Source organism: Micromonospora carbonacea (assembly GCF_014205165.1).
GTDB lineage: Bacteria > Actinomycetota > Actinomycetes > Mycobacteriales > Micromonosporaceae > Micromonospora > Micromonospora carbonacea.
Genome location: NZ_JACHMZ010000001.1, coordinates 5678868 through 5703008, shown reverse-complemented (window position 1 = coordinate 5703008; position 24141 = coordinate 5678868). Strand labels below are relative to the sequence as shown.

At 75.6% G+C, this 24141-nt stretch carries 4 protein-coding genes and 1 pseudogene; all 5 read left to right on the top strand.

The annotated features are described in order from the left end of the window. Window positions 1–22: 22 nt before the first annotated feature. The 5 genes and pseudogenes from HDA31_RS23715 (at window position 23) to HDA31_RS23695 (ending at window position 24131) form a co-directional block, all read left to right on the top strand. Window positions 23–11278: an SDR family NAD(P)-dependent oxidoreductase gene (locus HDA31_RS23715; RefSeq protein ID WP_439822725.1), complete on the top strand. Its 11256-nt coding sequence runs from the start codon at window positions 23–25 to the stop codon at window positions 11276–11278. Between the two features lie 61 nt (window positions 11279–11339). Further along, window positions 11340–16064, top strand: a pseudogene (locus HDA31_RS33175) (type I polyketide synthase); the annotation flags it as partial. Between the two features lie 32 nt (window positions 16065–16096). Beyond that, window positions 16097–21451, top strand: coding sequence for an SDR family NAD(P)-dependent oxidoreductase (locus HDA31_RS33170; RefSeq protein WP_178063516.1), 5355 nt, complete (start codon window positions 16097–16099; stop codon window positions 21449–21451). Window positions 21452–21504: 53 nt separating this feature from the next. Further along, window positions 21505–22842 (top strand): cytochrome P450 family protein, encoded by a 1338-nt coding sequence (locus HDA31_RS23700; protein ID WP_178063517.1) that lies wholly within the window; start codon window positions 21505–21507, stop codon window positions 22840–22842. Further along, window positions 22830–24131 carry an activator-dependent family glycosyltransferase gene (locus tag HDA31_RS23695; protein ID WP_178063518.1) on the top strand — a complete coding sequence of 434 codons (1302 nt, stop codon included), beginning with the start codon at window positions 22830–22832 and terminating at the stop codon, window positions 24129–24131. Before HDA31_RS23700 ends, HDA31_RS23695 begins: the two co-directional genes overlap by 13 nt. Window positions 24132–24141 lie beyond the last annotated feature (10 nt).

Below are 24141 nucleotides of genomic sequence, written 5' to 3'. Positions count from 1 at the left end.
CCGACCCCGGGAAGACACTCGGATCACAGGGGGAAGCGCCGTGTCTGTCAACAACGAAGACAAGCTTCGCGAGTATCTGCGTCGTGCCATGGCGGATCTCCATGAGTCCCGCGAGCGGTTGCGGCAGTACGAGTCCGCTGCTGCTGTGGATGATCCGGTGGTGGTGGTGGGGATGGGTTGTCGTTTTCCGGGTGGGGTGGTGTGTGCGGAGGGTTTGTGGGATTTGGTGTTGGGGGGTGGGGATGCGGTGTCGGGGTTTCCGGTGGATCGGGGTTGGGATGTGGAGGGGTTGTTTGATCCGGTGCGGGGTGTGGTGGGGAAGTCGTATGTGCGGGAGGGGGGGTTTGTGTATGACGCGGGGATGTTCGATGCGGAGTTTTTTGGTGTGTCGCCGCGTGAGGCGGTGGCGATGGATCCGCAGCAGCGTTTGTTTTTGGAGGTGTCGTGGGAGGCGTTGGAGCGTGCGGGGATTGATCCGTTGGGTTTGCGGGGTTCGCGGACGGGTGTGTATGTGGGGGTGATGGGTCAGGAGTATGGGCCGCGGTTGGTGGAGTCGGGTGGTGGGTTTGAGGGTTATTTGTTGACGGGGACGTCGCCGAGTGTGGTGTCGGGTCGTGTTTCGTATGTGTTGGGGTTGGAGGGTCCGTCGATTTCGGTTGATACGGCGTGTTCGTCGTCGTTGGTGGCGTTGCATTTGGCGTGTCAGGGGTTGCGGTTGGGTGAGTGTGATGTGGCGTTGGCGGGTGGGGTGACGGTGATTGCGGCGCCGGGGTTGTTTGTGGAGTTTTCTCGGCAGGGTGGGTTGTCGGGTGATGGGCGGTGTCGGGCGTTTGCGGGTGGTGCGGATGGGACGGGGTGGGGGGAGGGTGCGGGGGTGGTGGTGTTGGAGCGGTTGTCGGTGGCGCGGGAGCGTGGTCATCGGGTGTTGGCGGTGGTGCGGGGTTCTGCGGTGAATCAGGATGGTGGGTCGAATGGTTTGACGGCGCCGTCGGGGGTGGCGCAGCGTCGGGTGATTGGTGCGGCGTTGGTGGCGGCGGGTTTGGGTGTGTCGGATGTGGATGTGGTGGAGGCGCATGGGACGGGGACTCGGTTGGGTGATCCGATTGAGGCTGAGGCGTTGTTGGGGTCGTATGGGCGGGGTCGTGTGGGTGGGGCGTTGTTGTTGGGTTCGGTGAAGTCGAATATTGGTCATACGCAGGCGGCTGCGGGTGTGGCGGGTGTGATCAAGATGGTGATGGCGTTGCGGGCGGGGGTGGTGCCGGCGACGTTGCATGTGGATGTGCCGTCGCCGTTGGTGGATTGGTCTTCGGGTGGGGTGGAGTTGGTGACGGAGGCGCGGGATTGGCCGGTGGTGGGTCGTGTGCGTCGTGCGGGTGTGTCGGCGTTTGGGGTGTCGGGGACGAATGCGCATCTGATTTTGGAGCAGGCCCCCGAGTTCGACGATCCTGCCGATTCCGATTCCGATTCCGATTCCGATGCCGGTGTCGTGGATGGCGGCGAGGGTGGTGTTGGCAGGAGCTTGTCGGTGGTTCCGGTGGTGGTGTCGGGTCGTTCGGTGGGGGCTTTGCGGGCGTATGCGGGTCGGTTGCGTGAGGTGTGCGCGGGGTTGTCTGACGGTGGTGGCTCCGGTGGTGGTTCTGGTTTGGTGGATGTGGGTTGGTCGTTGGTGTCGTCGCGGTCGGTGTTTGAGCATCGGGCGGTCGTGTTCGGTGGGGGTGTGGAGGAGGTTGTTGCTGGTCTTGGTGCGGTGGCTTCTGGGGCGGTGGCTTCGGGTTCGGTGGTGGTGGGTTCGGTGGCGTCGGGTGTTGCTGGTGGTGGTGGTCGGGTGGTGTTTGTGTTTCCGGGTCAGGGTTGGCAGTGGGTGGGTATGGGTGCGGCGCTGCTGGACGAGTCGGAGGTGTTCGCCGAGTCGATGGTGGAGTGTGGTCGGGCGTTGTCGGGGTTTGTGGATTGGGATTTGTTGGAGGTGGTGCGCGGCGGGGCGGGTGAGGGGGTGTGGGGTCGGGTTGATGTGGTGCAGCCGGTGTCGTGGGCGGTGATGGTGTCGTTGGCGCGGTTGTGGATGTCGGTGGGTGTGGTGCCGGATGCGGTGGTGGGTCATTCGCAGGGTGAGGTTGCTGCGGCGGTGGTGGGGGGTGTGTTGAGTGTGGCTGATGGGGCGCGGGTGGTGGCGTTGCGGTCGCGGGTGATCGGTGAGGTGTTGGCCGGTGGTGGTGCGATGGTGTCGGTCGGACTGCCGATCGTGGATGTGCAGGAACGGTTGGCGGGGTGGGGTGGTCGGTTGGGTGTGGCGGCGGTGAATGGTCCGTCGTTGACGGTGGTGTCGGGGGATGTGGATGCTGCTGTGGGGTTTGTTGGTGAGTGTGAGCGGGATGGGGTGTGGGTGCGGCGGGTGGCGGTGGATTATGCGTCGCATTCGGCGCATGTGGAGGCGGTGGAGGGGATGCTGTCGGGGTTGTTGGGTGGTTTGTGTCCGGGGCGGGGTGTGGTGCCGTTTTATTCGTCGGTGGTGGGTGGTGTGGTTGATGGGGTGGGTTTGGATGGTGGGTATTGGTATCGGAATCTGCGTGAGCGGGTGTTGTTTTCGGATGTGGTGGGGCGGCTTGTTGGGGATGGGTTTTCGGGGTTTGTGGAGTGTTCGGGGCATCCGGTGTTGGCGGGTGGGGTGTTGGAGTCGGTGGCGGTGGTGGATCCGGATGTGCGGCCGGTGGTGGTGGGGTCGCTGCGCCGTGATGATGGTGGGTGGGGCCGGTTTCTGACGTCGGTGGGTGAGGCGTTCGTCGGCGGGATGAGTGTTGACTGGAAGGGTGTGTTCGCGGGGGCGGGCGCGCGGTTGGTTGACCTGCCGACGTATCCGTTCCAACGCCGCCACTACTGGGCACCGACTCCCACCAACCCCGCCACCAACCCCGCCACCAACCCCGCCACCAACCCCGCCACGGGCGACACCACCACCGCCGACCCGGCGGGTGACCTGCGGTATCGGATCACCTGGAAACCGTTGCCGACCGACGACCCCCGACCCCTCACCAACCGCTGGCTGCTGATGGTGCCCGAGGCGCTGGCCGGTGACGGGGTGGTGGCGGGCGTACGGCAGGCGCTGGCCGCGCGTGGCGCCTCCGTCGAACTGCTGACCGTCGGCACCGCCGACCGGGCCGGCCTTGCCGCGCTCCTGACCTCCGCCGCCCCCGGCGACCCGGAGGCGGCCGGCCCGGCGGGCGTGGTCTCCCTGCTGGCGCTCGCCGAGGGCGCGGACGCGCGCCACCCGGCCGTACCGCTCGGCCTGACCGCCTCGCTCGCCCTGATCCAGGCATTGGCGGACGCGGGGACGCAGGCCCGCCTCTGGGCGGTCACCCGGGGGGCCGTCGCCGTGTCCTCCGGCGAGGTGCCGGACGCCGGGCAGGCCCAGGTGTGGGGGCTCGGCCGGGTCGCGGCCCTCGAACTGCCGGACCGATGGGGCGGGCTGGTGGACCTGCCGGCGCTCACCGGGGAGCGTGCCTTCGCGCAGCTCGCCGATGTCGTGGGCGGCTCGAACGGCGAGGACCAGGTCGCCGTACGGGCCTCCGGCGTCTACGGTCGACGCCTCGTGCGTTCCCGCGCCACCGTCACGTCCGGCGACTGGCCGGCCCGGGGCACCATCCTCGTCGTCGGGGACACCGGCCCGGTCGCCGCGCTCCTGGCCGGCCGCCTCCTCGGCGACGGGGCGGCGCACGTGGTGCTCGCCGGCCCGGCCGCCGCGTCCACCGTCGGGCTCACCGGCGGGGCCGACCGGGTGGCCCTGATCGACTGCGACCCGAGCGACCGGGACGCGCTCGCCGGGCTGCTCGGCGCGTACCGGCCCACGACGATCGTGGTGGCTCCGCCCGCCGTCGCGCTCACCGCCCTCGCCGAGACCACGCCGGAGGACTTCGTCGCCGCCGTCGCCGCGAAGACGACGACGGCAGTGCACCTCGACGCCCTTGCGGCGGAGGCGGAACTGGAGCTCGACGCGTTCGTCGTCTTCTCCTCGGTCTCCGGCACCTGGGGCGGCGCGGGGCACGGCGGCTACGCGGCGGGCACCGCCCGGCTGGACGCGCTGGTCGAGGAGAGGCGGGCCCGTGGCCTGCCCGCCACGGCGATCGCGTGGACGCCGTGGGCCGACGCGACCACAGCCGCCGGCGGGCAGGCACCCGATGCCAGCGCCGGCGGGCACGAACCCGACACGAGGGCCGGGGGCCCCGACCGCGAACTGCTGCGCCGGGGTGGCCTCACCCCGTTGGACCCGGGGGCCGCGCTGGACGTGCTGCGCGGGGCGGTGGCGCGGGGCGAGGGCCTGGTGACCGTGGCCGACGTCGACTGGGCGCGGTTCGTCGCCTCGTACACCGCGGCCCGGCCCACCACGCTCTTCGACGAACTGCCCGAGCTGCGGGCGACCCGGGAGGCGGAGCACACCCCGGCCGAGGACTCGTCGGCCGGCGGCGAACTGGTCCGTGCCCTCAGCGGCCGGCCCGCGGCCGATCAGCACCGGACGCTGCTGCGGCTGGTCCGTGCGCACGTCGCGGCCGTCCTGGGGCACGACGAGGCCGAGGCGGCCGATCCGGACCGGGCGTTCCGGGAACTCGGCTTCACCTCGGTGACGGCGGTGGACCTGCGGAACCGGCTGAACGCGGCCACCGGGCTGAACCTGCCGGCGTCCGTCGTCTTCGACCATCCCAGCGCCCGGGTGCTGGCCGCGTACCTGCGTGCCGAGCTGCTCGGGCCGGAGGCCGACGAGGACACGGCGGAGGCCGTCGCCCCGCCGTCCGCGCCGGCCGGGGCGGGCGACGACGAGCCGATCGCGGTGATCGGGATGGCCTGTCGGTTCCCGGGCGGGGTCGACGCCCCCGACGACCTGTGGGATCTGCTGGCGAAGGGCCGCGACGCCATCTCCAGGTTCCCCACGAACCGGGGCTGGGACGTCGACGGCCTGTACGACCCGGACCCGGAGGCGCCCGGCCGCACCTACGTCCGCGAGGGCGGCTTCCTGCACGACGCGCCCGACTTCGATGCCGCGTTCTTCGGGATCTCGCCCCGCGAGGCCCTCGCCATGGATCCGCAGCAGCGCCTGCTGCTGGAGACCACGTGGGAGTCCCTGGAACGGGCCGGGTTGGACCCGACCGCGTTGCGCGGCACCCGGACCGGGGTGTTCGTGGGGACCAACGGCCAGCACTACATGCCGCTGCTGCGAGACGGCGCGGACGACTTCGACGGCTACCTCGGCACCGGCAACTCGGCCAGCGTCATGTCCGGCCGGCTCTCCTACGTCTTCGGCCTGGAGGGCCCGGCGGTGACCGTGGACACGGCCTGCTCCGCCTCCCTCGTGGCGCTGCACCTCGCGGTGCAGGCGCTGCGCCGGGGCGAGTGCACGCTGGCCCTGGTCGGCGGGGCCACGGTGATGTCGACGCCGGACATGCTGGTGGAGTTCTCCCGGCAGCGGGCGATGTCGCCGGACGGCCGGTCGAAGGCGTTCGCCGCCGCCGCCGACGGGGTGGCGCTCAGCGAGGGCGCCGCCATGATGGTGGTGCAGCGGCTCGCCGACGCGGAGGCCGCCGGGCACGAGATCCTGGCCGTGGTCAAGGGCTCGGCCGTCAACCAGGACGGGGCCAGCAACGGCCTCACCGCCCCGAACGGGCCCTCCCAGGAACGGGTCATCCGGCAGGCGCTGGCCGACGCCGGCCTGCGGCCGGACCAGGTGGACGCGGTCGAGGCGCACGGCACCGGCACCGCCCTGGGCGACCCCATCGAGGCGCAGGCGCTGCTCGCCACGTACGGCCGGGACCGGCCGGCGGGCCGGCCACTGTGGCTCGGCTCGCTGAAGTCCAACATCGGTCACACCCAGGCCGCCGCCGGCATCGCCGGGGTGATGAAGGTGATCCTGGCGCTGCGGCACGACACGCTGCCGCGCACGCTGCACGTGGACCGGCCGACGCCCCGGGTGGACTGGGCTTCCGGGGCGGTGTCGTTGCTGACCGAGCCGGTGCCGTGGCCGCAGGGCGACGAACCCCGCCGGGCGGCGGTGTCCTCGTTCGGGATCAGCGGCACCAACGCCCACGTGATCGTCGAGCAGGCGCCGCCGGTGGTGCGGGAACCGATCGACCACGAGGCGGACGAGGTCACCGTCCCGCTGTTCCTGTCGGCCCGGGGGAGCGCCGCGCTCTGCGCCCAGGCGGCACGGCTGCGGGCCCGGTTGATCGAGGAACCCGACCTGGACATCGCCGAGGTCGGCTACACGCTGGCGGCCACCCGGGCCCGCTTCGAGCACCGGGCCGTGGTGATCGGGGAGAGCCGCGCGGAGGTCGGCGACGCGCTCGCCGCGCTGGCCCGGGGCGAGGAGCACCCGTCGCTGCTGCGGGGGCGGGCCGGCGCGAGCGACCGGGTCGCGTTCGTCTTTCCCGGCCAGGGCTCGCAGTGGGCCGAGATGGCCGACGGCCTGCTCGACCGCTCCCCGGCCTTCCGGGCGAGCGCGTCGGCGTGCGACGAGGCGCTGCGGGCGCACCTCGACTGGTCCGTGCTGGACGTGCTGCGTCGCGTGCCGGACGCGCCTGCGCTGAGCCGGGTCGACGTGGTCCAGCCGGTGCTGTTCACGATGATGGTGTCGCTGGCGGCGGCCTGGCGGGCGCTGGGCGTGCACCCGTCCGCCGTGGTCGGCCACTCGCAGGGTGAGATCGCGGCGGCCCACGTGGCGGGCGGCCTCTCGCTGGACGACGCGGCGCGCATCGTCGCCCTGCGCAGCCAGGCGTGGCTGCGGCTGGCCGGGCAGGGCGGGATGGTGGCGGTGTCGCTCCCCGTCGACGCGCTCCGCGCCCGCCTGGCGCGGTTCGGCGACCGGCTGTCCGTCGCCGCGGTCAACAGCCCCGGTACGGCGGCGGTGAGCGGCTACCCCGACGCGCTCGCCGAACTCGTCGACGAGCTGACCGCCGAGGGCGTGCACGCCAAGGCGATCCCGGGGGTGGACACGGCCGGGCACTCCGCGCAGGTGGAGGTGCTGAAGGACCACCTGATGGCCGCCCTCGCCCCGGTGTCGCCCCGCAGCTCGCAGATCCCCTTCTACTCGACCGTCACGGGCGGCCTGCTGGACACCGCGCTGCTGGACGCCGCCTACTGGTACCGCAACATGCGCGACCCGGTGGAGTTCGAGCAGGCGACCCGGGCGATGCTCGCGGACGGGCACGAGGGGTTCCTGGAGCCCAGCCCGCACCCGATGCTGTCGGTGTCGTTGCAGGGCACCGCGGCCGATGCCGGGGTCGCCGCGACGGTGCTGGGGACACTGCGGCGCGGCAAGGGCGGCGCCCGCTGGTTCGGCATGGCGCTCGGGCTCGCCCACGCCCACGGGATCGAGATCGACGCGAGTGTGCTCTTCGGAACCGACTCGCGCCGGGTCGACCTGCCGACGTACCCGTTCCAGCGCGAGCGCTTCTGGTATCACCCGCCGGCCGCGCGCGGGGACGTGGCCTCCGCCGGGCTCAGCGGTGCCGACCATCCGCTGCTGGGCGGGGCGGTCGAGCTGCCTGACCGGGGCGGCCACGTGTATCCGGCCCGGCTCGGCGTCCGACACCACCCGTGGCTCGGCGAGCATGCCCTGCTGGGCGCGGCGATCCTGCCCGGGGCCGCGTACGCGGAACTCGCCCTGTGGGCCGGGCGGCGTGACGGGGCCGGCCGGATCGAGGAGCTGACCCTCGACGCGCCGCTGGTGGTGGCCGACGAGTCGGCGGCGCAACTGCGGCTCGTGGTGGGCCCGGCGGACGCGGAGGGGCGCCGGCAGCTCACCGTCCACTCGCGCGCCGACGGCGCGGACGCGGACACCGCGTGGACCCGGCACGCGCAGGGCACCCTCGTGCCGGCCGACGCCGACGCCGCCGGGAGCGGGGACCCGGGCGCGCCCTGGCCGCCGGCCGGGGCCGAGCCCGTCGAGGTGGCGGGCCTGTACGACCGGTTCGCCGACCGGGGCTACCAGTACGGGCCGTCGTTCCGGGGGGTCCGGGCCGCCTGGCGGGCCGGCGACACGGTGTACGCCGAGGTGGCCCTGCCCGTCCCGCAGCCCGGGAGCCCGCGCTTCGGTGTCCACCCGGCGCTGCTCGACGCGGCGTTCCAGGCGATGAGCCTCGGCGCGTTCTTCCCCGAGGACGGGCAGGTCCGGATGCCGTTCGCCCTGCGGGGCGTGTCGTCGTCCGGGGTCGGGGCCGACCGGCTGCGGGTCACCATCAGCCCGGCCGGTGCCGAGGCGGTCCGGATCGCCTGCGTCGACGAGCGGGGCAACCCGGTCGTGGTGATCGACTCCCTGGTGGCGCGCGCGGTGCCGGTGGAGGCGCTCACCCCCGGCACCCCCGGCACCGGGGACGGCGCGCTGCACCACGTCGCCTGGACCGCCCGGCCGGAACCGGGGGTCGCCGCCGTGCAGCGCTGGGCGGTCGTGGGCGCGGCCGATCCCGGGCTGGCCGGGGGCCTGGACCGGGCGGGCGGCCTCTGCGGGGCGTACCCCGATCTCGCCGGTCTGGTCGCGGCGGTGGCCGAAGGGGCGGCGCTGCCCGACGTGGTCGCGGTGCCGGTCCCGTCGGGCGCGCCGGTCGGGCCCGACGCGGTGCGCGCCACCGTGCTCGGCGCCCTGGACCTGATCCGGGCCTGGCTCGCGGTCGAGGGCCGGCTGGGGCTGGCCAGGCTGGCGTTCGTCACCACCTCGGCGGTGGCGGTCGGCGACGGCACCGAGCACGTGGACCCGGTGTCGGCCGCCCTGTGGGGGCTGGTGCGTTCCGCCCAGTCCGAGGAGCCCGGCCGGTTCGTCCTCGTCGACCTGGACGCCGACCCGGCCAGCGCCTCGGCCCTGCCCGCCGCGCTCGCCGCCGGTGAGCCGCAACTGGCCGTTCGCGCCGGGGCGGTGCACGTGCCCCGGCTGGTTCGGCACCGACCCCGCCCGGACGGCCCGCTGACGCCCCCGGCCGGTGCCGCGTGGCGGCTCGCCGCCGGTGGGCAGGGCACCCTGGAGGGCCTGGCGCTGGTCCCGGCCCCGGACGCCTTGGCGCCGCTGGCCCCCGGGCAGGTCCGGGTCGCGGTGCGCGCCGCCGGAGTGAACTTCCGGGACACCCTCATCGCGCTCGGCATGTACCCGGGCACGCCGGTGCTGGGTGCCGAGGGGGCCGGGGTGATCACCGAGGTCGCGCCGGACGTGGCCGGCTTCGCCCCCGGCGACCGGGTGCTGGGCATGTGGACCGGCGGCCTGGGGCCGGTGGCGGTCGCCGACGCCCGGATGCTCGCCCGGGTTCCGCGCGGCTGGTCGTACGCCGAGGCCGCGTCGGTGCCGGCCGTCTTCCTCACGGCCCACTACGCGCTCACCAGGCTCGCCGGGATCCGCCCGGGGCAGTCGCTGCTGGTGCACGCGGGGGCCGGCGGCGTCGGCATGGCGACCCTCCAACTGGCCCGGCACCTGGGCGTGGAGGTCTACGCCACGGCGAGCCGGGGCAAGTGGGACACCCTGCGTGGCCTCGGCCTGGACGACGCGCACATCGCCGACTCCCGCAGCCTCGACTTCGCCGGACGGTTCCTGGCCGCCACCGGGGGGCGCGGCGTCGACGTGGTGCTGAACTCCCTTGCCGGGGACTTCGTGGACGCGTCCCTGCGGCTGCTGCCGCGCGGCGGCCACTTCCTGGAACTGGGCAAGGCCGACGTCCGCGACCCCGACCGGATCGCGGCCGACCACCCGGGGGTCGGCTACCGGGCGTTCGACCTCGTCGAGGCTGGTCCGGAGCTGGTCGGGCAGCTGCTCGGCGAGCTGATGGAGCTGTTCGCCGCCGGGGTGCTCAGCCCGCTGCCGTTGACCGTGCGGGACGTCCGGCGGGCCCGGGAGGCGTTCCGCCTGATCAGCCAGGCCCGGCACGTCGGCAAGGTGGTGCTGACCATGCCGCCCGCGTTCGGCGCGTACGGCACCGTCCTGGTCACCGGCGGCACCGGGACGCTCGGCGGCGCCGTCGCCCGGCACCTGGTCGCCCGGCACGGCGTACGGCACCTGGTGCTCACCGGCCGCAGCGGCCCGGCGGCGGACGGGGCGTCCGCGCTCGTCGACGAGCTGACCGCGTCCGGCGCGTCGGTGACCGTCGTCGCCTGCGACGCCGCCGACCGGGTCGCGCTGCGCCGGCTGCTCGACGGCATTCCGGCCGCGCACCCGCTCACCGCCGTCGTGCACGCTGCCGGCGTCCTCGACGACGCCACCATCACCGCGCTGACCGCCGGGCAGGTGGACGCGGTGCTGCGGCCCAAGGCCGACGCGGTGATCAACCTGCACGAGTTGACCCGGGACCGGGAGCTGTCCGCGTTCGTGCTGTTCTCCTCGGCGGCGGCCCTGTTCGGCAGCCCGGGGCAGGGCAACTACTCGGCGGCCAACGGGTTCGTCGACGCGTTCGCCCAGTACCGCCGCGCGCAGGGGCTCCACGCGGTGTCGCTGGCCTGGGGCCTGTGGGCCGACAGCAGCCGGATGGCCGGGCACCTCGACCAGGAGGGGATGCGGCGCCGGATGGCGCGCGGCGGCGTCCTGCCGCTCACCACCGACCAGGGCCTCGCCCTGTTCGACGCCGCGCAGCTGGTGGACGAGGCGCTCCAGGTGCCGATCCGGCTCAACGTCGGCGCGTTGCGGGCCGCCGGGAGGGTCCCCGCGCTCCTCGCCGACCTGGTGCCGGCGGCGGCGTCGGGGGCCCCGGCCGCCACCCCGACCCGGGACGACGCGGACCGCACGCTCGCCGACCGGCTCGCCGGGCTGACCGTGGCCGAACAGCGGGAGCTGGTGCTGGAGAGCGTGCGCGGACACGCGGCGGCCGTCCTCGGACACGCCGACCCGCAGGCCGTCGACGCCGACCGGGCCTTCCGGGAACTCGGCTTCGACTCGCTGACGGCGGTGGAGCTGCGCAATCGGCTGGCCACCGCGTCCGGGCTGCGCCTGCCGGCGACGCTGGTCTTCGACCACCCCACCCCGGAAGCGTTGGCGGAGCACCTGCTCGCCGGGCTCGCGCCCGAGCAGGCCCGGGCCGAGTTGCCGTTGCTGGCCGAGCTGGGCCGGCTGGAGGCGGCCCTGGCCGCCACCGACGGGGCCGCCCTCGACGGGCTGGACGACCTGGTGCGCCGGGAGGTCGGCGTCCGGATCGCGGCGCTGGCCGCCAGGTGGGGCGCGGCCGGCGACGACGTGGCCGGCAGCGACGGCGGCGGGACGGCCGACGCGCTCGAGTCCGCTGACGACGACGAGATCTTCGCGTTCATCGACGAGCGGTTCCGCGCCTGACGACCCCGCGTACGCGAGGGACGGGGTGGACGGGACCGACGGTCAGGAGGGACGAGGCGGCATGTCGAACGAGCAGAAGCTCCGCGAGTACCTGCGGTTGACCACCACCGAGCTGGCCAGGGCCACCGACCGGCTGCGCGCGGTCGAGGCGCGGGCGCACGAGCCGATCGCGATCGTCGGCATGGCCTGCCGGTACCCCGGCGGGGTCGGCTCACCGGAGGAACTGTGGGAGCTGGTCGCCTCGGGCACGGACGCGATCTCCCCGTTCCCCGACGACCACGGCTGGGACGGCGACGCGCTGTACGACCCGGACCCGGAGGCGGCGGGCCGCACCTACTGCCGCGAGGGCGGGTTCCTCGCCGGGGTCGGCGACTTCGACGCCGCGTTCTTCGGCATCTCGCCCCGCGAGGCGCTGGCCATGGACCCGCAGCAGCGCCTGCTGCTGGAGACGTCCTGGGAGGCGCTGGAGCGGGCCGGGATCCCCCCGGACTCGCTGCGCGGCAGCCGTACCGGGGTGTGCGTCGGGGCGTGGCACGGCGGCTACACCGACGTCGTCGGGCAGCCCCCGGCGGAACTGGAGGGCCACCTGCTGACCGGCGGGGTGGTCAGCTTCACCTCGGGGCGGATCTCGTACGCGCTGGGCCTGGAGGGGCCCGCGTTGACGGTGGACACCGCCTGCTCGTCCTCGCTGGTGGCCCTGCACCTGGCGGTGCGGGCCCTGCGGCAGGGCGAGTGCGACCTGGCGTTGGCCGGCGGGGCGACGGTGCTGGCCAGCCCGGCGGTGTTCGTGCAGTTCTCGCGGCAGCGGGGGCTGGCCCCGGACGGCCGGTGCAAGGCGTTCGCCGACTCGGCGGACGGGTTCGGGCCGGCCGAGGGGGTCGGCATGCTGGTCGTGGAGCGGCTGTCGGACGCCGTCCGCCACGGGCGCCGGGTGCTGGCCCTGGTCACCGGCACGGCGGTCAACCAGGACGGGGCGAGCAACGGCCTCACCGCCCCCAGCGGCCCGGCGCAGGAGAAGGTGCTGCGCCAGGCGCTCGTGGACGCCCGGGTGACGGCCGCCGACGTCGACGCGGTCGAGGCGCACGGCACCGGCACCCGGCTCGGCGACCCGATCGAGGTGCGGGCCCTGATGAACGTGTACGGTGCCGGCCGGCCCGCCGACCGTCCGCTCTGGCTCGGTTCGCTGAAGTCCAACATCGGCCACACCCAGGCGGCGGCCGGGGTCGGCGGGGTCATCAAGACGGTGCTGGCGATGCGGCACGGCGTCCTGCCGCCCACCCTGCACGTGGACGCCCCGACCACCGAGGTCGACTGGTCCGCCGGCCAGGTGGCCCTGCTGCGGGCAGAGACACCGTGGCCGGACACGGGTCGCCCGCGCCGCGCCGGGGTCTCCTCCTTCGGGGTGAGCGGCACCAACGCGCACGTGGTGCTGGAGCAGGCCCCTGGGCCCGCCGCCGCCCCGGCGGGTGACGCCCCGCCCGCCGAGACCCGGCCCGTCGGCGACCCGCCGCCGGTCGTACCGCTGGTGTTGTCCGCCAGGTCGCAGCCGGCGCTGGCCGGGCAGGCCCGCCGGCTGCGCGACCTGCTGGCCGCAGCGCCGGAGACCGACCTCGCCAGCGCCGGACTCGCCCTGGCCACCGCGCGGTCGGTGTTCGACCACCGGGCGGTGGTGACGGCCGCCGGGCGACCGCAGGCGCTCGACGCGCTCGACCTGCTGGCCGGCGGCGAACCCGGACCGGCGGTCACGACCGGCGTCGCCGCCCCCACCGGGCGCACCGTGTTCGTCTTTCCCGGGCAGGGGACGCACTGGGCCGGCATGGGTGCCGACCTGCTCGACCAGTCACCGGTGTTCGCCGAGTCGATGCGACGGTGCGAGCAGGCGCTGTCGGCGCACACCGACTGGAAGCTCGGCGAGGTGATCCGGGGCGCGGCCGGCAGCCCGCCGCTGGACCGCGTGGACGTGCTCCAGCCCGTCTCCTGGGCGGTGATGGTGTCGCTGGCGCAGGTGTGGCGGTCGCTCGGCGTCGAGCCGGACGCGGTGGTCGGCCATTCCCAGGGCGAGATCGCCGCCGCGGTGGTCTGCGGCGCGCTGACCCTGCCGGACGCGGCCCGGGTGGTCGCGCTGCGGTCCCAGGTCATCGGTCGGGTGCTCTCCGGTCGCGGCGGCATGGCGTCCGTCCAGCTGCCGGCCCGGGAGGTCGCGGGGCGGCTGGCCGCCTGGGCGGGCCGGCTCGACGTCGCGGCCGTCAACGGGCCACAGTCGACCGTCGTGTCCGGTGCCGCCGACGCGGTCACCGAACTGGTCGAGGCGTTCGCGGCCGAGGACGTCCGGGTGCGGCGGATCCCGGTGGACTACGCGTCCCACTCGACGCAGGTGGACCGGCTGCGCGCCGAGCTGCTCACCGTCCTGGGCCCGGTCGACGCCCGTCCGGCGCAGGTGCCCTTCTACTCGACGGTGCAGGGCGGGCGCGTCGACACTGCCGGCCTGGACGCCGGCTACTGGTACCGCAACCTGCGGGGGCAGGTCCGCTTCGAGGAGACCGTGCGGGTGCTGCTCGACGACGGGCACCGCGCCTTCGTCGAGGCCGCCGCGCACGCCGTCCTCGTACCCGCGATCCAGGAGCTGGGGGACAGCGCCGGCGTCCGGGTGGTGGCCGTGGGGTCGCTGCGCCGGGAGGCGGGCGGCCTGGACCGGCTCCTGGCCTCGGCGGCCGAGGCGTTCACCCAGGGGGTGGCCGTGGACTGGTCCCGGGCTCTGGCCGGGGCCGCGCGCGTCGCCGTGGACCTGCCCACGTACGCGTTCCAGCGGCAACGCTACTGGCTGGAGCCCGCCGCGCAGGCGGACTCCGGCCCGGCCGGGGACGGCTGGCGCTACCGGGTCGGCTGGCGGCGGCTTCAGCGCACCGGCGCCGCGCCGGCCGACCGGTGGCTGCTGGTGACCGGCCCGGAGCAGCCGGCGGAGCTGGTCGAGGCGGTGCGCGACGCGCTCACCGCGCGGGGCGCCGAGGTGCGCCTGGTGACCGTCGAGCCGACCAGCACCGACCGGGCCGCGTGCGCGGCGTTGCTCACCGCGGCCGGTGCGGGCGGGGCGACCCGGGTGCTGTCGCTGCTCGGCACCGATCGTCGCCCGCACCCCGACCACCCGGCCGTGTCCGTCGGCGCCGCCGCGACGTTGCTGCTGACCCAGGCCGTCGCCGACGCCCTGCCGGCCGCCCGGCTGTGGGTCGTCACCCGGGGCGCGGTCTCCGTCGGGCCCGGCGAGACCGCCGACGAGCGCCAGGCGCAGGTCTGGGGGTTCGGCCGGGTCGCGGCCCTCGAACTGCCCCGCACGTGGGGCGGGCTCGTCGACCTGCCCGCCGACGCGGACGGCCCGGTGTGGGAGGCGTTCGTGGACGTGCTGGCCGGGGACGAGGACCAGGTCGCGCTGCGCGGCCCGGTCGGGTACGGTCGCCGGCTCCGGCGCGCCCCCGCGCTACCCGCGAAGCGGCGGTACCGGCCCAGGGGCACCGTCCTGGTCACCGGCGGCACCGGCGCGCTCGGCGCGCACGTGGCCCGGCGGTTGGCCGCCGGCGGGGCCGCGCACCTCGTGCTCACCAGCCGGCGCGGGGCCGACGCCCCCGGTGCGGCCGGGCTGGTCGGGGAACTCCGGGCGCTGGGCGCCGAGGTGACCGTCGCGGTCTGCGACGTCGCCGACCGGGCCGCCGTGGCGGCGCTGCTCGCCGGGCTGCCCGCCGACGCGCCGCTGAGCGCGGTCTTCCACACCGCGGGCGTGGCGCACTCGATGCCGATCGGCGAGACCGGGCTCACCGACGTCGCCGAGGTGTTCGCCGGGAAGGTCGCCGGAGCCCGCCACCTCGACGAACTCACCCGGGGGCACGACCTGGACGCGTTCGTCCTGTACTCGTCGAACGCGGGCGTGTGGGGCAGCAGCGGGCAGAGCGCGTACGGGGCGGCCAACGCGGCCCTCGACGCGCTCGCCGAACGGCGGCGCGCCGCCGGGCTGACCGCCACCTCCGTCGCCTGGGGCCTGTGGGGCTCCGGGGGCATGGGCGAGGGCGACGCCGAGGAGTACCTGAGCCGCCGGGGCCTGCGGCCGATGCCTCCCGAGCGTGGCGTGGACGCCCTCCTGGCCGCCCTGGACCGGGACGAGACCTTCGTCGCCGTCGCCGACGTGGACTGGACGCTGTTCACGGCCGGGTTCACCGCGTTCCGGCCCAGCCCGCTGCTCGGCGACCTCCCGGAGGCCCGCGCGACGCTGGCCGACGCCGGACCCGCGGGCTCCGACCTGCCGGCCTGGCACGCCGCCGCGAGCCCCGACGAACGCCGCCGGGGCCTGCTCGACCTGGTACGCCGGCAGGTCGCCGCCGTCCTCGGCCACCCGGGGCCCGAGCACGTCGGCCCCGACGCCGCGTTCCGGGAGATCGGATTCGACTCGCTGACCGCCGTCGACCTGGCCAAGCGGCTCAGGGCGGCGGTCGGCGTGCCGCTGTCCGCCACCCTCGTCTTCGACCACCCCACCGCGACGGCGGTCGCCGAGCACCTGGCCGGGCTGCTCGGTCCCGCGCCGGCCGGCGGCGACCCGCGCGAGGCCGAGGTGCGCCGGGCCCTGGCCGACCTGCCGCTGGCCCGGCTGCGGGACGCCGGCCTACTGGACGGCCTGCTTGCGCTTGCGGGGCTGGACGCCGACGCGGTGCCGGACGGGCCCGAGCCGGCTCCCGGCGACGCCATCGACGAACTCGATCCAGAGGAGCTGGTGCGCCGGGTGCTGGACAACGCCAGCTCCTGACCCGTTCCCTCTTCCCCCCGAGGAGCCCGCCCATGGTCATGCCCCCCGACAAGGTGATCGAGGCGCTGCGTGTCTCCGTCAAGGAGACGGAGCGGCTGCGCCGGCAGAACCACGAGCTGCTCGCCGCCCTGCACGGGCCGATCGCCGTCGTGGGCATGGCCTGCCGCTACCCGGGCGGGGTGTCCTCTCCGGAGGACCTGTGGCGGCTGGTCGAGACGGGCACGGACGCGATCGGCGGCTTCCCCACCGACCGTGGCTGGGACGTCGACGCCGTGTACGACCCGGATCCTGAGTCGCGGAACACCACCTACTGCCGGGAGGGCGGGTTCCTGGCCGGGGCAGGAGACTTCGACGCCGCGTTCTTCGGGGTGTCGCCGCACGAGGCCGTGGTCATGGACCCCCAGCAGCGGCTGCTTCTGGAGGTGTCCTGGGAGGCGCTGGAGCGGTCCGGGACCGACCCGCACAGCCTGCGCGGCTCGCGCACCGGGGTCTACGTCGGTGCGGCCCACCAGGGGTACGCGGTCGACGCCGGTCAGGTGCCGGAGGGCGCGGAGGGGTTCCGGCTGACCGGCAGCGCCGACGCCGTCCTGTCCGGACGGATCTCGTACCTGCTCGGGCTGGAGGGTCCGGCCCTGACCGTCGAGACGGCCTGCTCGTCCTCGCTGGTGGCGGTGCACCTCGCGGTGCAGGCGCTGCGCCGGGGCGAGTGCGGGCTGGCACTGGCCGGCGGGGTCGCCGTGATGCCCGACCCGGCGGCATTCGTGGAGTTCTCCCGGCAGCGGGGCCTCGCGGCGGACGGGCGCTGCCGGGCGTTCGGGGCGGGCGCGGACGGCACCGGCTGGGCGGAGGGCGTCGGTGTGCTGGTCCTGCAACGGCTCTCCGACGCGGTGCGCGACGGCCGCTGGGTGCTGGGCGTGATCCGGGGTTCGGCCGTCAACCAGGACGGGGCCAGCAACGGGCTGACCGCCCCGAGCGGCCCCGCCCAGCAGCGGGTCATCCGGCAGGCGCTGACCGACGCCCGGCTCGGCGCCGACCAGATCGACGCGGTCGAGGCGCACGGCACGGGCACCCGGCTCGGCGACCCGATCGAGGCGCAGGCGCTGATCGCCGCCTACGGCGCCGACCGGACCCCGGACCGGCCGCTCTGGCTCGGCTCGTTGAAGTCGAACATCGGGCACGCCCAGGCGGCGGCCGGCGTCGGCGGCCTGATCAAGATGCTCCTGGCGATGCGGGCCGGGACGCTCCCACCCACCCTGCACGCCGACGTCCCGACCCCGCTGGTCGACTGGTCCGCCGGTGTCGTCCGGCTGTCGACCGGGGTGGTGCCCTGGCCCGCGTTGCCCGGGGCGCCCCGCAGGGCCGGGATCTCCGCGTTCGGGGTGAGCGGCACCAACGCGCACGTGATCGTCGAGCAGCCGCCGCCGGTCCCGGTCGACGACCCGGCGCCACCCACGAGGACCCTGCCGCTGGTGCCGTGGGTGCTCTCCGGCCGGACGGAGGCGGCGCTGCGCGCCCAGGCGGACCGGTTGCGTACGCACCTGGCGGCGCACCCCGACGCGGACCCGCTGGACGTGGGATTCTCCCTGGCCACCAGCCGGGCCGCGCTGGAGCACCGGGCCGTGCTGGTGGCCGCCGACCGCGACGGCCTGCTCCGCCTCGTCGACGCGCTGGCCGCCGGCGAGCCGGCGGCGGGCCTGATCCGGGGCACGGTACGTCACGATCGCCGGACCGGGTTCCTCTTCGCCGGGCAGGGCGGCCAGCGCGTCGGGATGGCGCGCGAACTGTACGAGGCGTTCCCCGCCTTCGCCGACGCCCTGGACCAGCTCGCCGCCCGGCTGGACCGGCACCTCGATCGTCCGCTGCTGCGGGTGCTGTTCGCCGAGCCGGGGTCGGACGACGCCCGGCTGCTCGACGGCACCCGGTACGCGCAGGCCGCCCTCTTCGCCGTCGAGGTGGCGTTGTTCCGACTGGTCCACGGCTGGGGGGTCCGGCCCGACGTGCTGCTCGGCCACTCGGTGGGCGAGCTGGCGGCCGCGCACGTGGCCGGCGTACTCGACGTGGACGACGCGTGCGAGCTGGTCGCGGCGCGGGGCCGGCTGATGGGGGAGCTGCCGTCGGGCGGCGCGATGGTGGCGGTCCGGGCCACCGAGGAGGAGGTCGGGCCCCTGCTCGACGGGCAGCGGGTCGCGGTGGCGGCGGTCAACGGCCCGCGCTCGGTCGTGGTCTCCGGCGACGAGGAGGCGGTGCTGGCCGTGGCCGCCCGGTGCGCCGCCCTCGGCCACCGGACGCGACGCCTCAACGTCAGCCACGCGTTCCACTCCCCGCACGTGGAGGCGATGCTGGAGCCGTTCCGGCGGGTGGCGCGGGGCCTGACGTACCATGCCCCGACGATCCCGGTGGTGTCGAACGCGACGGGCCGGCTCGCCACCGCCGACGCGCTGCGCGACCCCGGTTACTGGGTCCGGCACGTCCGCCAGCCCGTCCGGTTCCGGGACGGGGTGCGGGCCGCCCGCGACCAGGGGGCCACCGCCTTCGTCGGGCTCGGCCCGGACGGGGTGCTGTGCGCGTTGGCCGAGGAGTGCCTCGGGCCCACCGGCGACGTGCTGCTGCTGCCGGTGCTGCGCCCCGGTCGGCCGGAGCCCGCCACCCTGCTGGCCGCCCTGGCCGGGGCGTACGCCGGCGGCGCGGAAATGGACTGGTCCCGGGTGTTCGCGGGCACCGGCGCGCGCAGGGTCGAGCTGCCCACGTACGCCTTCCAGCACCGGCGCTACTGGCTGGCGCCGGGCCCGCCGTCGGCCCGCCGCGACGACGCCTGGCGGTACCGGATCGCCTGGCGGCCCCTGCCGACCGTGCCCGCCGCCGCCGGGACCGAGACGGTGGCCGGGGCGTGGTTGCTGGTGGTCCCCGCCCACGACGGCGTCGCGTCGCTCGCCGACGCCGCCGAGCGGGCCGTGCACCGGGGCGGGGCCACGGTCACCCGGCTGACGGTGGACGCCGCCGACGTGGACCGGGACACCCTCGCCGCCGTGCTGACCGAGGCCGCCGCCGACGCGGACGGCGGGCCGGACGGGGTGCTCTGCCTGCTGGGCCTCGACGACCGGGCACATCCCCGGTCCGCCTCGGTGCCCCGCGGGGTGCTGGCGACCCTGTCCCTCGCCCAGGCCCTGACCGACCTGGGGGCCTCCGCGCGGCTGTGGTGCGTGACCCGGGGGGCGGTCGCCGTGACGCCCGGCGAGTCCCCGTCGGTCGCCGGAGCCCAGTTGTGGGGCTTCGGCCGCGTGGCCGCGCTCGAACTCCCCCGGTCCTGGGGCGGCCTGGTGGACCTGCCGGTCGACCCGGACGACCGGGACTGGGACCTGCTGCGGCGCGCGCTGCGCGGCCCGGAGGACCAGGTCGCGGTCCGGGGGGCGGTCGGGTACGCCCGGCGGCTGGTCCCCGCGCCCGCGCCCCGGGCCGAGCGGGCCTGGCGTCCGCGCGGCACGGTCCTGGTGACCGGCGGTACGGGCGCGCTCGGCGCGCACACGGCCCGCTGGCTGGCGCGCAACGGCGCCACGCACCTCGTCCTCACCAGCCGCCGGGGCGGGAACGCCCCCGGGGTCGCCGCGCTGCGGGCGGAACTGGTCACGCTCGGTGCCGAGGTGACCGTGGTCGCCTGCGACGTCGCCGACCGGGAGGCCGTGGCCGGCCTGCTCGCCGGGATTCCCCGCGCCGCTCCGCTCACCGCCGTGTTCCACGCGGCGGGCGTGCCCCAGGTGACGCCGCTTCACGAGACGACCCCGGAGTTGTTCGCGCAGGTCTGCGCAGGCAAGGTCGCCGGGGCGGTGCACCTGCACGAGTTGGCCGGTGACCTGGACGCCTTCGTCACCTTCGCCTCCGCCGCCGGGGTGTGGGGCAGCGGCGGGCAGTGCGCGTACGCTGCGGCCAACGCCGCCCTCGACGCGCTCGCCGAGCGTCGTCGCGCCGCAGGGCTGCCCGCGACCTCCGTCGCCTGGGGGGTCTGGGGCGGGCCCGGCATGGGGGCGGGCGCGGGGGAGGAGTACCTGCGCCGCCGGGGCGTCCGGGCGATGCCCCCGGCAGCCGCCCTCGCCGCCCTCGGGCGGATCCTGGACGCCGACGAGACCGGGGTGACGGTCTCCGACACCGAGTGGGGCCGGTTCGCGTCCGGCTTCGCCGCCGCGCGTCCCGCCCCGCTGCTCGCCGAGCTGCCGGGCGGGGACGTCGATCCGGCCGGCCCGGCGCACCGGGCGCAGCCGCCCGTGCCCCGACCGGCCCCGGCAGCCACCGACCGCCCCGGGCTGCTGGCGCTGGTCCGCGCCGAGGCCGCCGGGGTGCTGGGGCACGACGGTGCCGACGACGTTCCGGCCGACGCGGAGTTCTCCGCCCTCGGCTTCGACTCGCTCGCCGCCGTCCAGCTGCGCCGCCGGCTCGCCGAGGCCACCGGCCTGAGCCTCTCGGCCCCGGTTCTGTTCGACCACCGCACCCCTGACGCGCTCGCCGCGCACCTGCACGGCCTGCTCACCGGCGCGGCGGGCGGGCCACCCGCGCCGGCCGCCGGGAGCGCCCTGGTCGAGATGTACCGGCGGGCCGTCGCCACCGGCCGCGCCGCCGAGGCGGTGGAGGTGCTCGGCACCGTCGCCACGTTCCGGCCGGTGTTCCGGTCCCCGGACGAACTGGGCGAGCCACCGGCCCTCGTCCCGCTCGGCACCGGGGCGGGGGGACCCGCGCTGGTCTGCTGCGCGGGCACGGCCGCGGCGTCCGGCCCCCGCGAGTTCACGGCGTTCGCCGCCGCGCTGGCCGGTCTCCGGGACGTCACCGTCCTTCCGCAGACCGGCTTCCTGCCCGGCGAGCCGCTGCCCGCCGGGCTGGACGTGCTGCTCGACGCCCAGGCCGACGCCGTCCTGGCCCACTGCGCCGGGGGACCCTTCGTCCTGGTCGGCCACTCGGCCGGGGCGAACATGGCGCACGCGCTGACGGTCCGCCTGGAGGCGCGGGGCGCGGACCCCGCCGCGCTGGTGCTGATGGACATCTACACGCCCGCCGCCCCGGGGGCGATGGGGGTGTGGCGCGAGGAGATGCTGGCCTGGGTCGCCGAGCGGTCCGTCGTCCCCGTCGACGACACGCGGCTGACCGCGATGGGCGCCTATCACCGGCTGCTCCTGGACTGGGCGCCCCGGCCGACCCGGGCACCCGTGCTGCACCTGTATGCCGGTGAACCGGCGGGCGCCTGGCCGGATCCCCGGCAGGACTGGCGTTCGCGCTTCGACGGCGCGCACACCAGCGCCGAGGTGCCCGGCACCCACTTCTCGATGATGACCGAGCACGCCCCCGTCACCGCCGCGACCGTGCACAAGTGGCTCGACGAGGTGTGCCCGCCCCGCGTTCCGTGACCCGTACGCCGGGTCCGTCCCGGCGAGTCCGACGACAGCAGGAGAGGAAGCGCATGATCACAGTCCCGCCCGACGGGGATCCCGCGACCTGGGCCCGCCGGCTGCAACTGACCCGCGCCGCGCAGTGGTTCGCCGGCAACCACGGCGACCCGTACGCGCTGATCCTGCGCGCGGAGACCGACGACCCGACCCCGTACGAGCAGCGGGTGGCCGCCCAGCCGCTGTTCCGCAGCGAGCAGTTGGACACCTGGGTGACCGGGGACGCCGCGCTGGCCCGGGAGGTGTTGACCGACGACCGGTTCGGCTGGCTGACCCGGGCTGGGCAGCGGCCCGCCGAGCGGACCCTGCCGCTGGCCGGCACGGCACTGGACCACGGGCCGGAGGCCCGGCGTCGGCTGGACGCGCTCGCCGGGTTCGGCGGGCCGGTCCTGCGGGCCGACGCCGCAGGGGCGCGTACCCGGGTCGTGGAGACCACCGCGGTCCTGCTCGACGGGATCGGGGAGCGGTTCGACCTGGCCGTGCTCGCCCGGCGGCTGGTCGCTGCGGTGCTGGCCGACCTGCTGGGGGTGCCCGCCGCGCGGCGGGGCCGCTTCGCCGAGGCACTCGCCGCCGCCGGCCGTACGCTGGACAGCCGGCTGTGCCCGCAGACCGTGGCGACCGCTCTCGCCACCGTCGCCGCCACCGCCGAGCTGACCGACCTGCTGGGCGAGGTGCCGCCCCCGCCGTCGCTGTCCCCGTCCGCCGCCGGCTCCGGGCCGCCGCGTCCGTCCGCAGCCGGTTCCTGGCCGCCGCTGCCGGCTGACGACCGGACGGCCGCCGCGCTCGCGCTGGCGGTCGGCACGGCCGAACCGGCGATCACCCTGCTCTGCAACGCGGTCGGTGCGCTGCTCGACCGCCCCGGGCAGTGGGCCCTGCTCGGTGGGGACCTCGACCGGTCCGCCGCCGTCGTCGAGGAGACCCTGCGCTGCCTTCCGCCGGTGCGCCTGGAGAGCCGCGTCGCGCAGCAGGACGTCACCCTGGGCGGGCAGTTCCTCCCGGCGGACAGCCACCTGGTCGTGCTGGTCGCCATGGCGAACCGGGGTCCGCGCGCGGCGACCGCCCCGAGCCCGGACGCGTTCGACCCTGGCGGGTCGCGCGTCCCGGCCCGCGACGTGGTGGGCCTGCCGCAGCTTGCCGGCGCCGGGCCGCTGATCAGACTCGTCGTCACGACCGCCCTGCGGACCCTCGCCGAGGCGCTGCCCACGCTGCGGCGGGCGTCCGGCGGCGTCCGGTGGCGACGCTCGCCCGTCCTGCTCGGCCACGCCCGCTTTCCCGTCGCACGGGCGGAGAGCGGCGAACAGCGGTCCGACGACCGCCCGGCGCTGGAGGAGGCGATCCGATGCGCGTCCTGATGACGTCCTTCGCGCACAACACCCACTACTACAGCCTGGTGCCGTTGGCCTGGGCGCTGCGCGCGGCCGGCCACGAGGTACGGGTGGCGAGCCAGCCCTCGCTCACCGACACCATCGTGCGGTCGGGGCTGACCGCGGTGCCGGTCGGCGACGACCAGGCGATCATCGACCTGCTCGCCGAGGTCGGCGGCGACCTGGTGCCGTACCAGCGGGGACTGGACTTCACCGAGGCCCGTCCCGAAGTGCTGACCTGGGAGTATCTGCTCGGGCAGCAGACCATGCTCACCGCGCTGTGCTTCGCGCCGCTCAACGGCGTCTCCACGATGGACGACATGGTCGCCCTGGCCCGGTCCTGGCAGCCCGAGCTGGTGATCTGGGAGCCGTTCACCTACGCCGGGCCGGTCGCGGCGCGGGTCGTCGGTGCGACGCACGCCCGGCTGCTCTGGGGGCCGGACGTGGTCGGCAACGCCCGGCGGCTGTTCACCGAGAGCCTGGCGCGGCAGCCGGATGAGCAGCGCGAGGACCCGATGGCCGAGTGGTTGCGCTGCACCCTGCACCGGTACGGCTGCGAGCTCGGCGACGACGAGGTGGAGACCCTGGTCACCGGCGGGTGGACCATCGATCCCACCGCCGACAGCACCCGGCTTCCCGTCCCCGGGCGTCGGGTGGCCATGCGGTACACCCCGTACAACAGCCCGTCCGTGGTGCCGGAGTGGGTGGCCAAGGCCGACCGGCCCCGCGTCTGCCTCACCCTCGGCGTGTCGAGCCGGGAGACGTACGGCAGGGACGTGGTCTCCTTCCAGGAGCTGCTCGGCGCCCTCGGCGACCTGGACGTCGAGGTCGTCGCGACGCTCAGCGACGCCCAGCGCGAGGACCTGGGTGACCTGCCGGACAACGTCCGGGTGTGCGACTTCGTGCCGCTGGACGTGCTGCTGCCGACCTGTGCCGCGATCATCCACCACGGCGGGGCGGGCACGTGGTCGACGGCCATGCTCTACGGGGTGCCGCAGATCATGATCGCGTCGCTGTGGGACGCCCCGCTCAAGGCGCAGCAGGCGGAGCGACTCGGCACGGGGATCTCGATCCCGCCGGAGCGGCTCGACGCCCCGACGCTGCGGGCGGCCGTCGTCCGGATCCTCGACGACCCGTCGATCGCCGCCGCCGCCCGCCGTCAGCGCGACGAGCTGCGTGCCGCGCCGTCGCCGGCCGAGGTGGTCCGCATCCTGGAACGCCTCGTCGCGGACGACCGGCCCGGCCGGCCGGCCGGAACCGCCACCGACCACTCCTGAAAGGAACGAT

Bases quoted from the DNA above. Each gene is read 5' to 3' on its own strand.
- HDA31_RS23695 (WP_178063518.1), top strand. From the start codon at position 22,830: ATGCGCGTCCTGATGACGTCCTTCGCGCACAACACCCACTACTACAGC.
- HDA31_RS33170 (WP_178063516.1), top strand. From the start codon at position 16,097: ATGGTCATGCCCCCCGACAAGGTGATCGAGGCGCTGCGTGTCTCCGTC.
- HDA31_RS23700 (WP_178063517.1), top strand. From the start codon at position 21,505: ATGATCACAGTCCCGCCCGACGGGGATCCCGCGACCTGGGCCCGCCGG.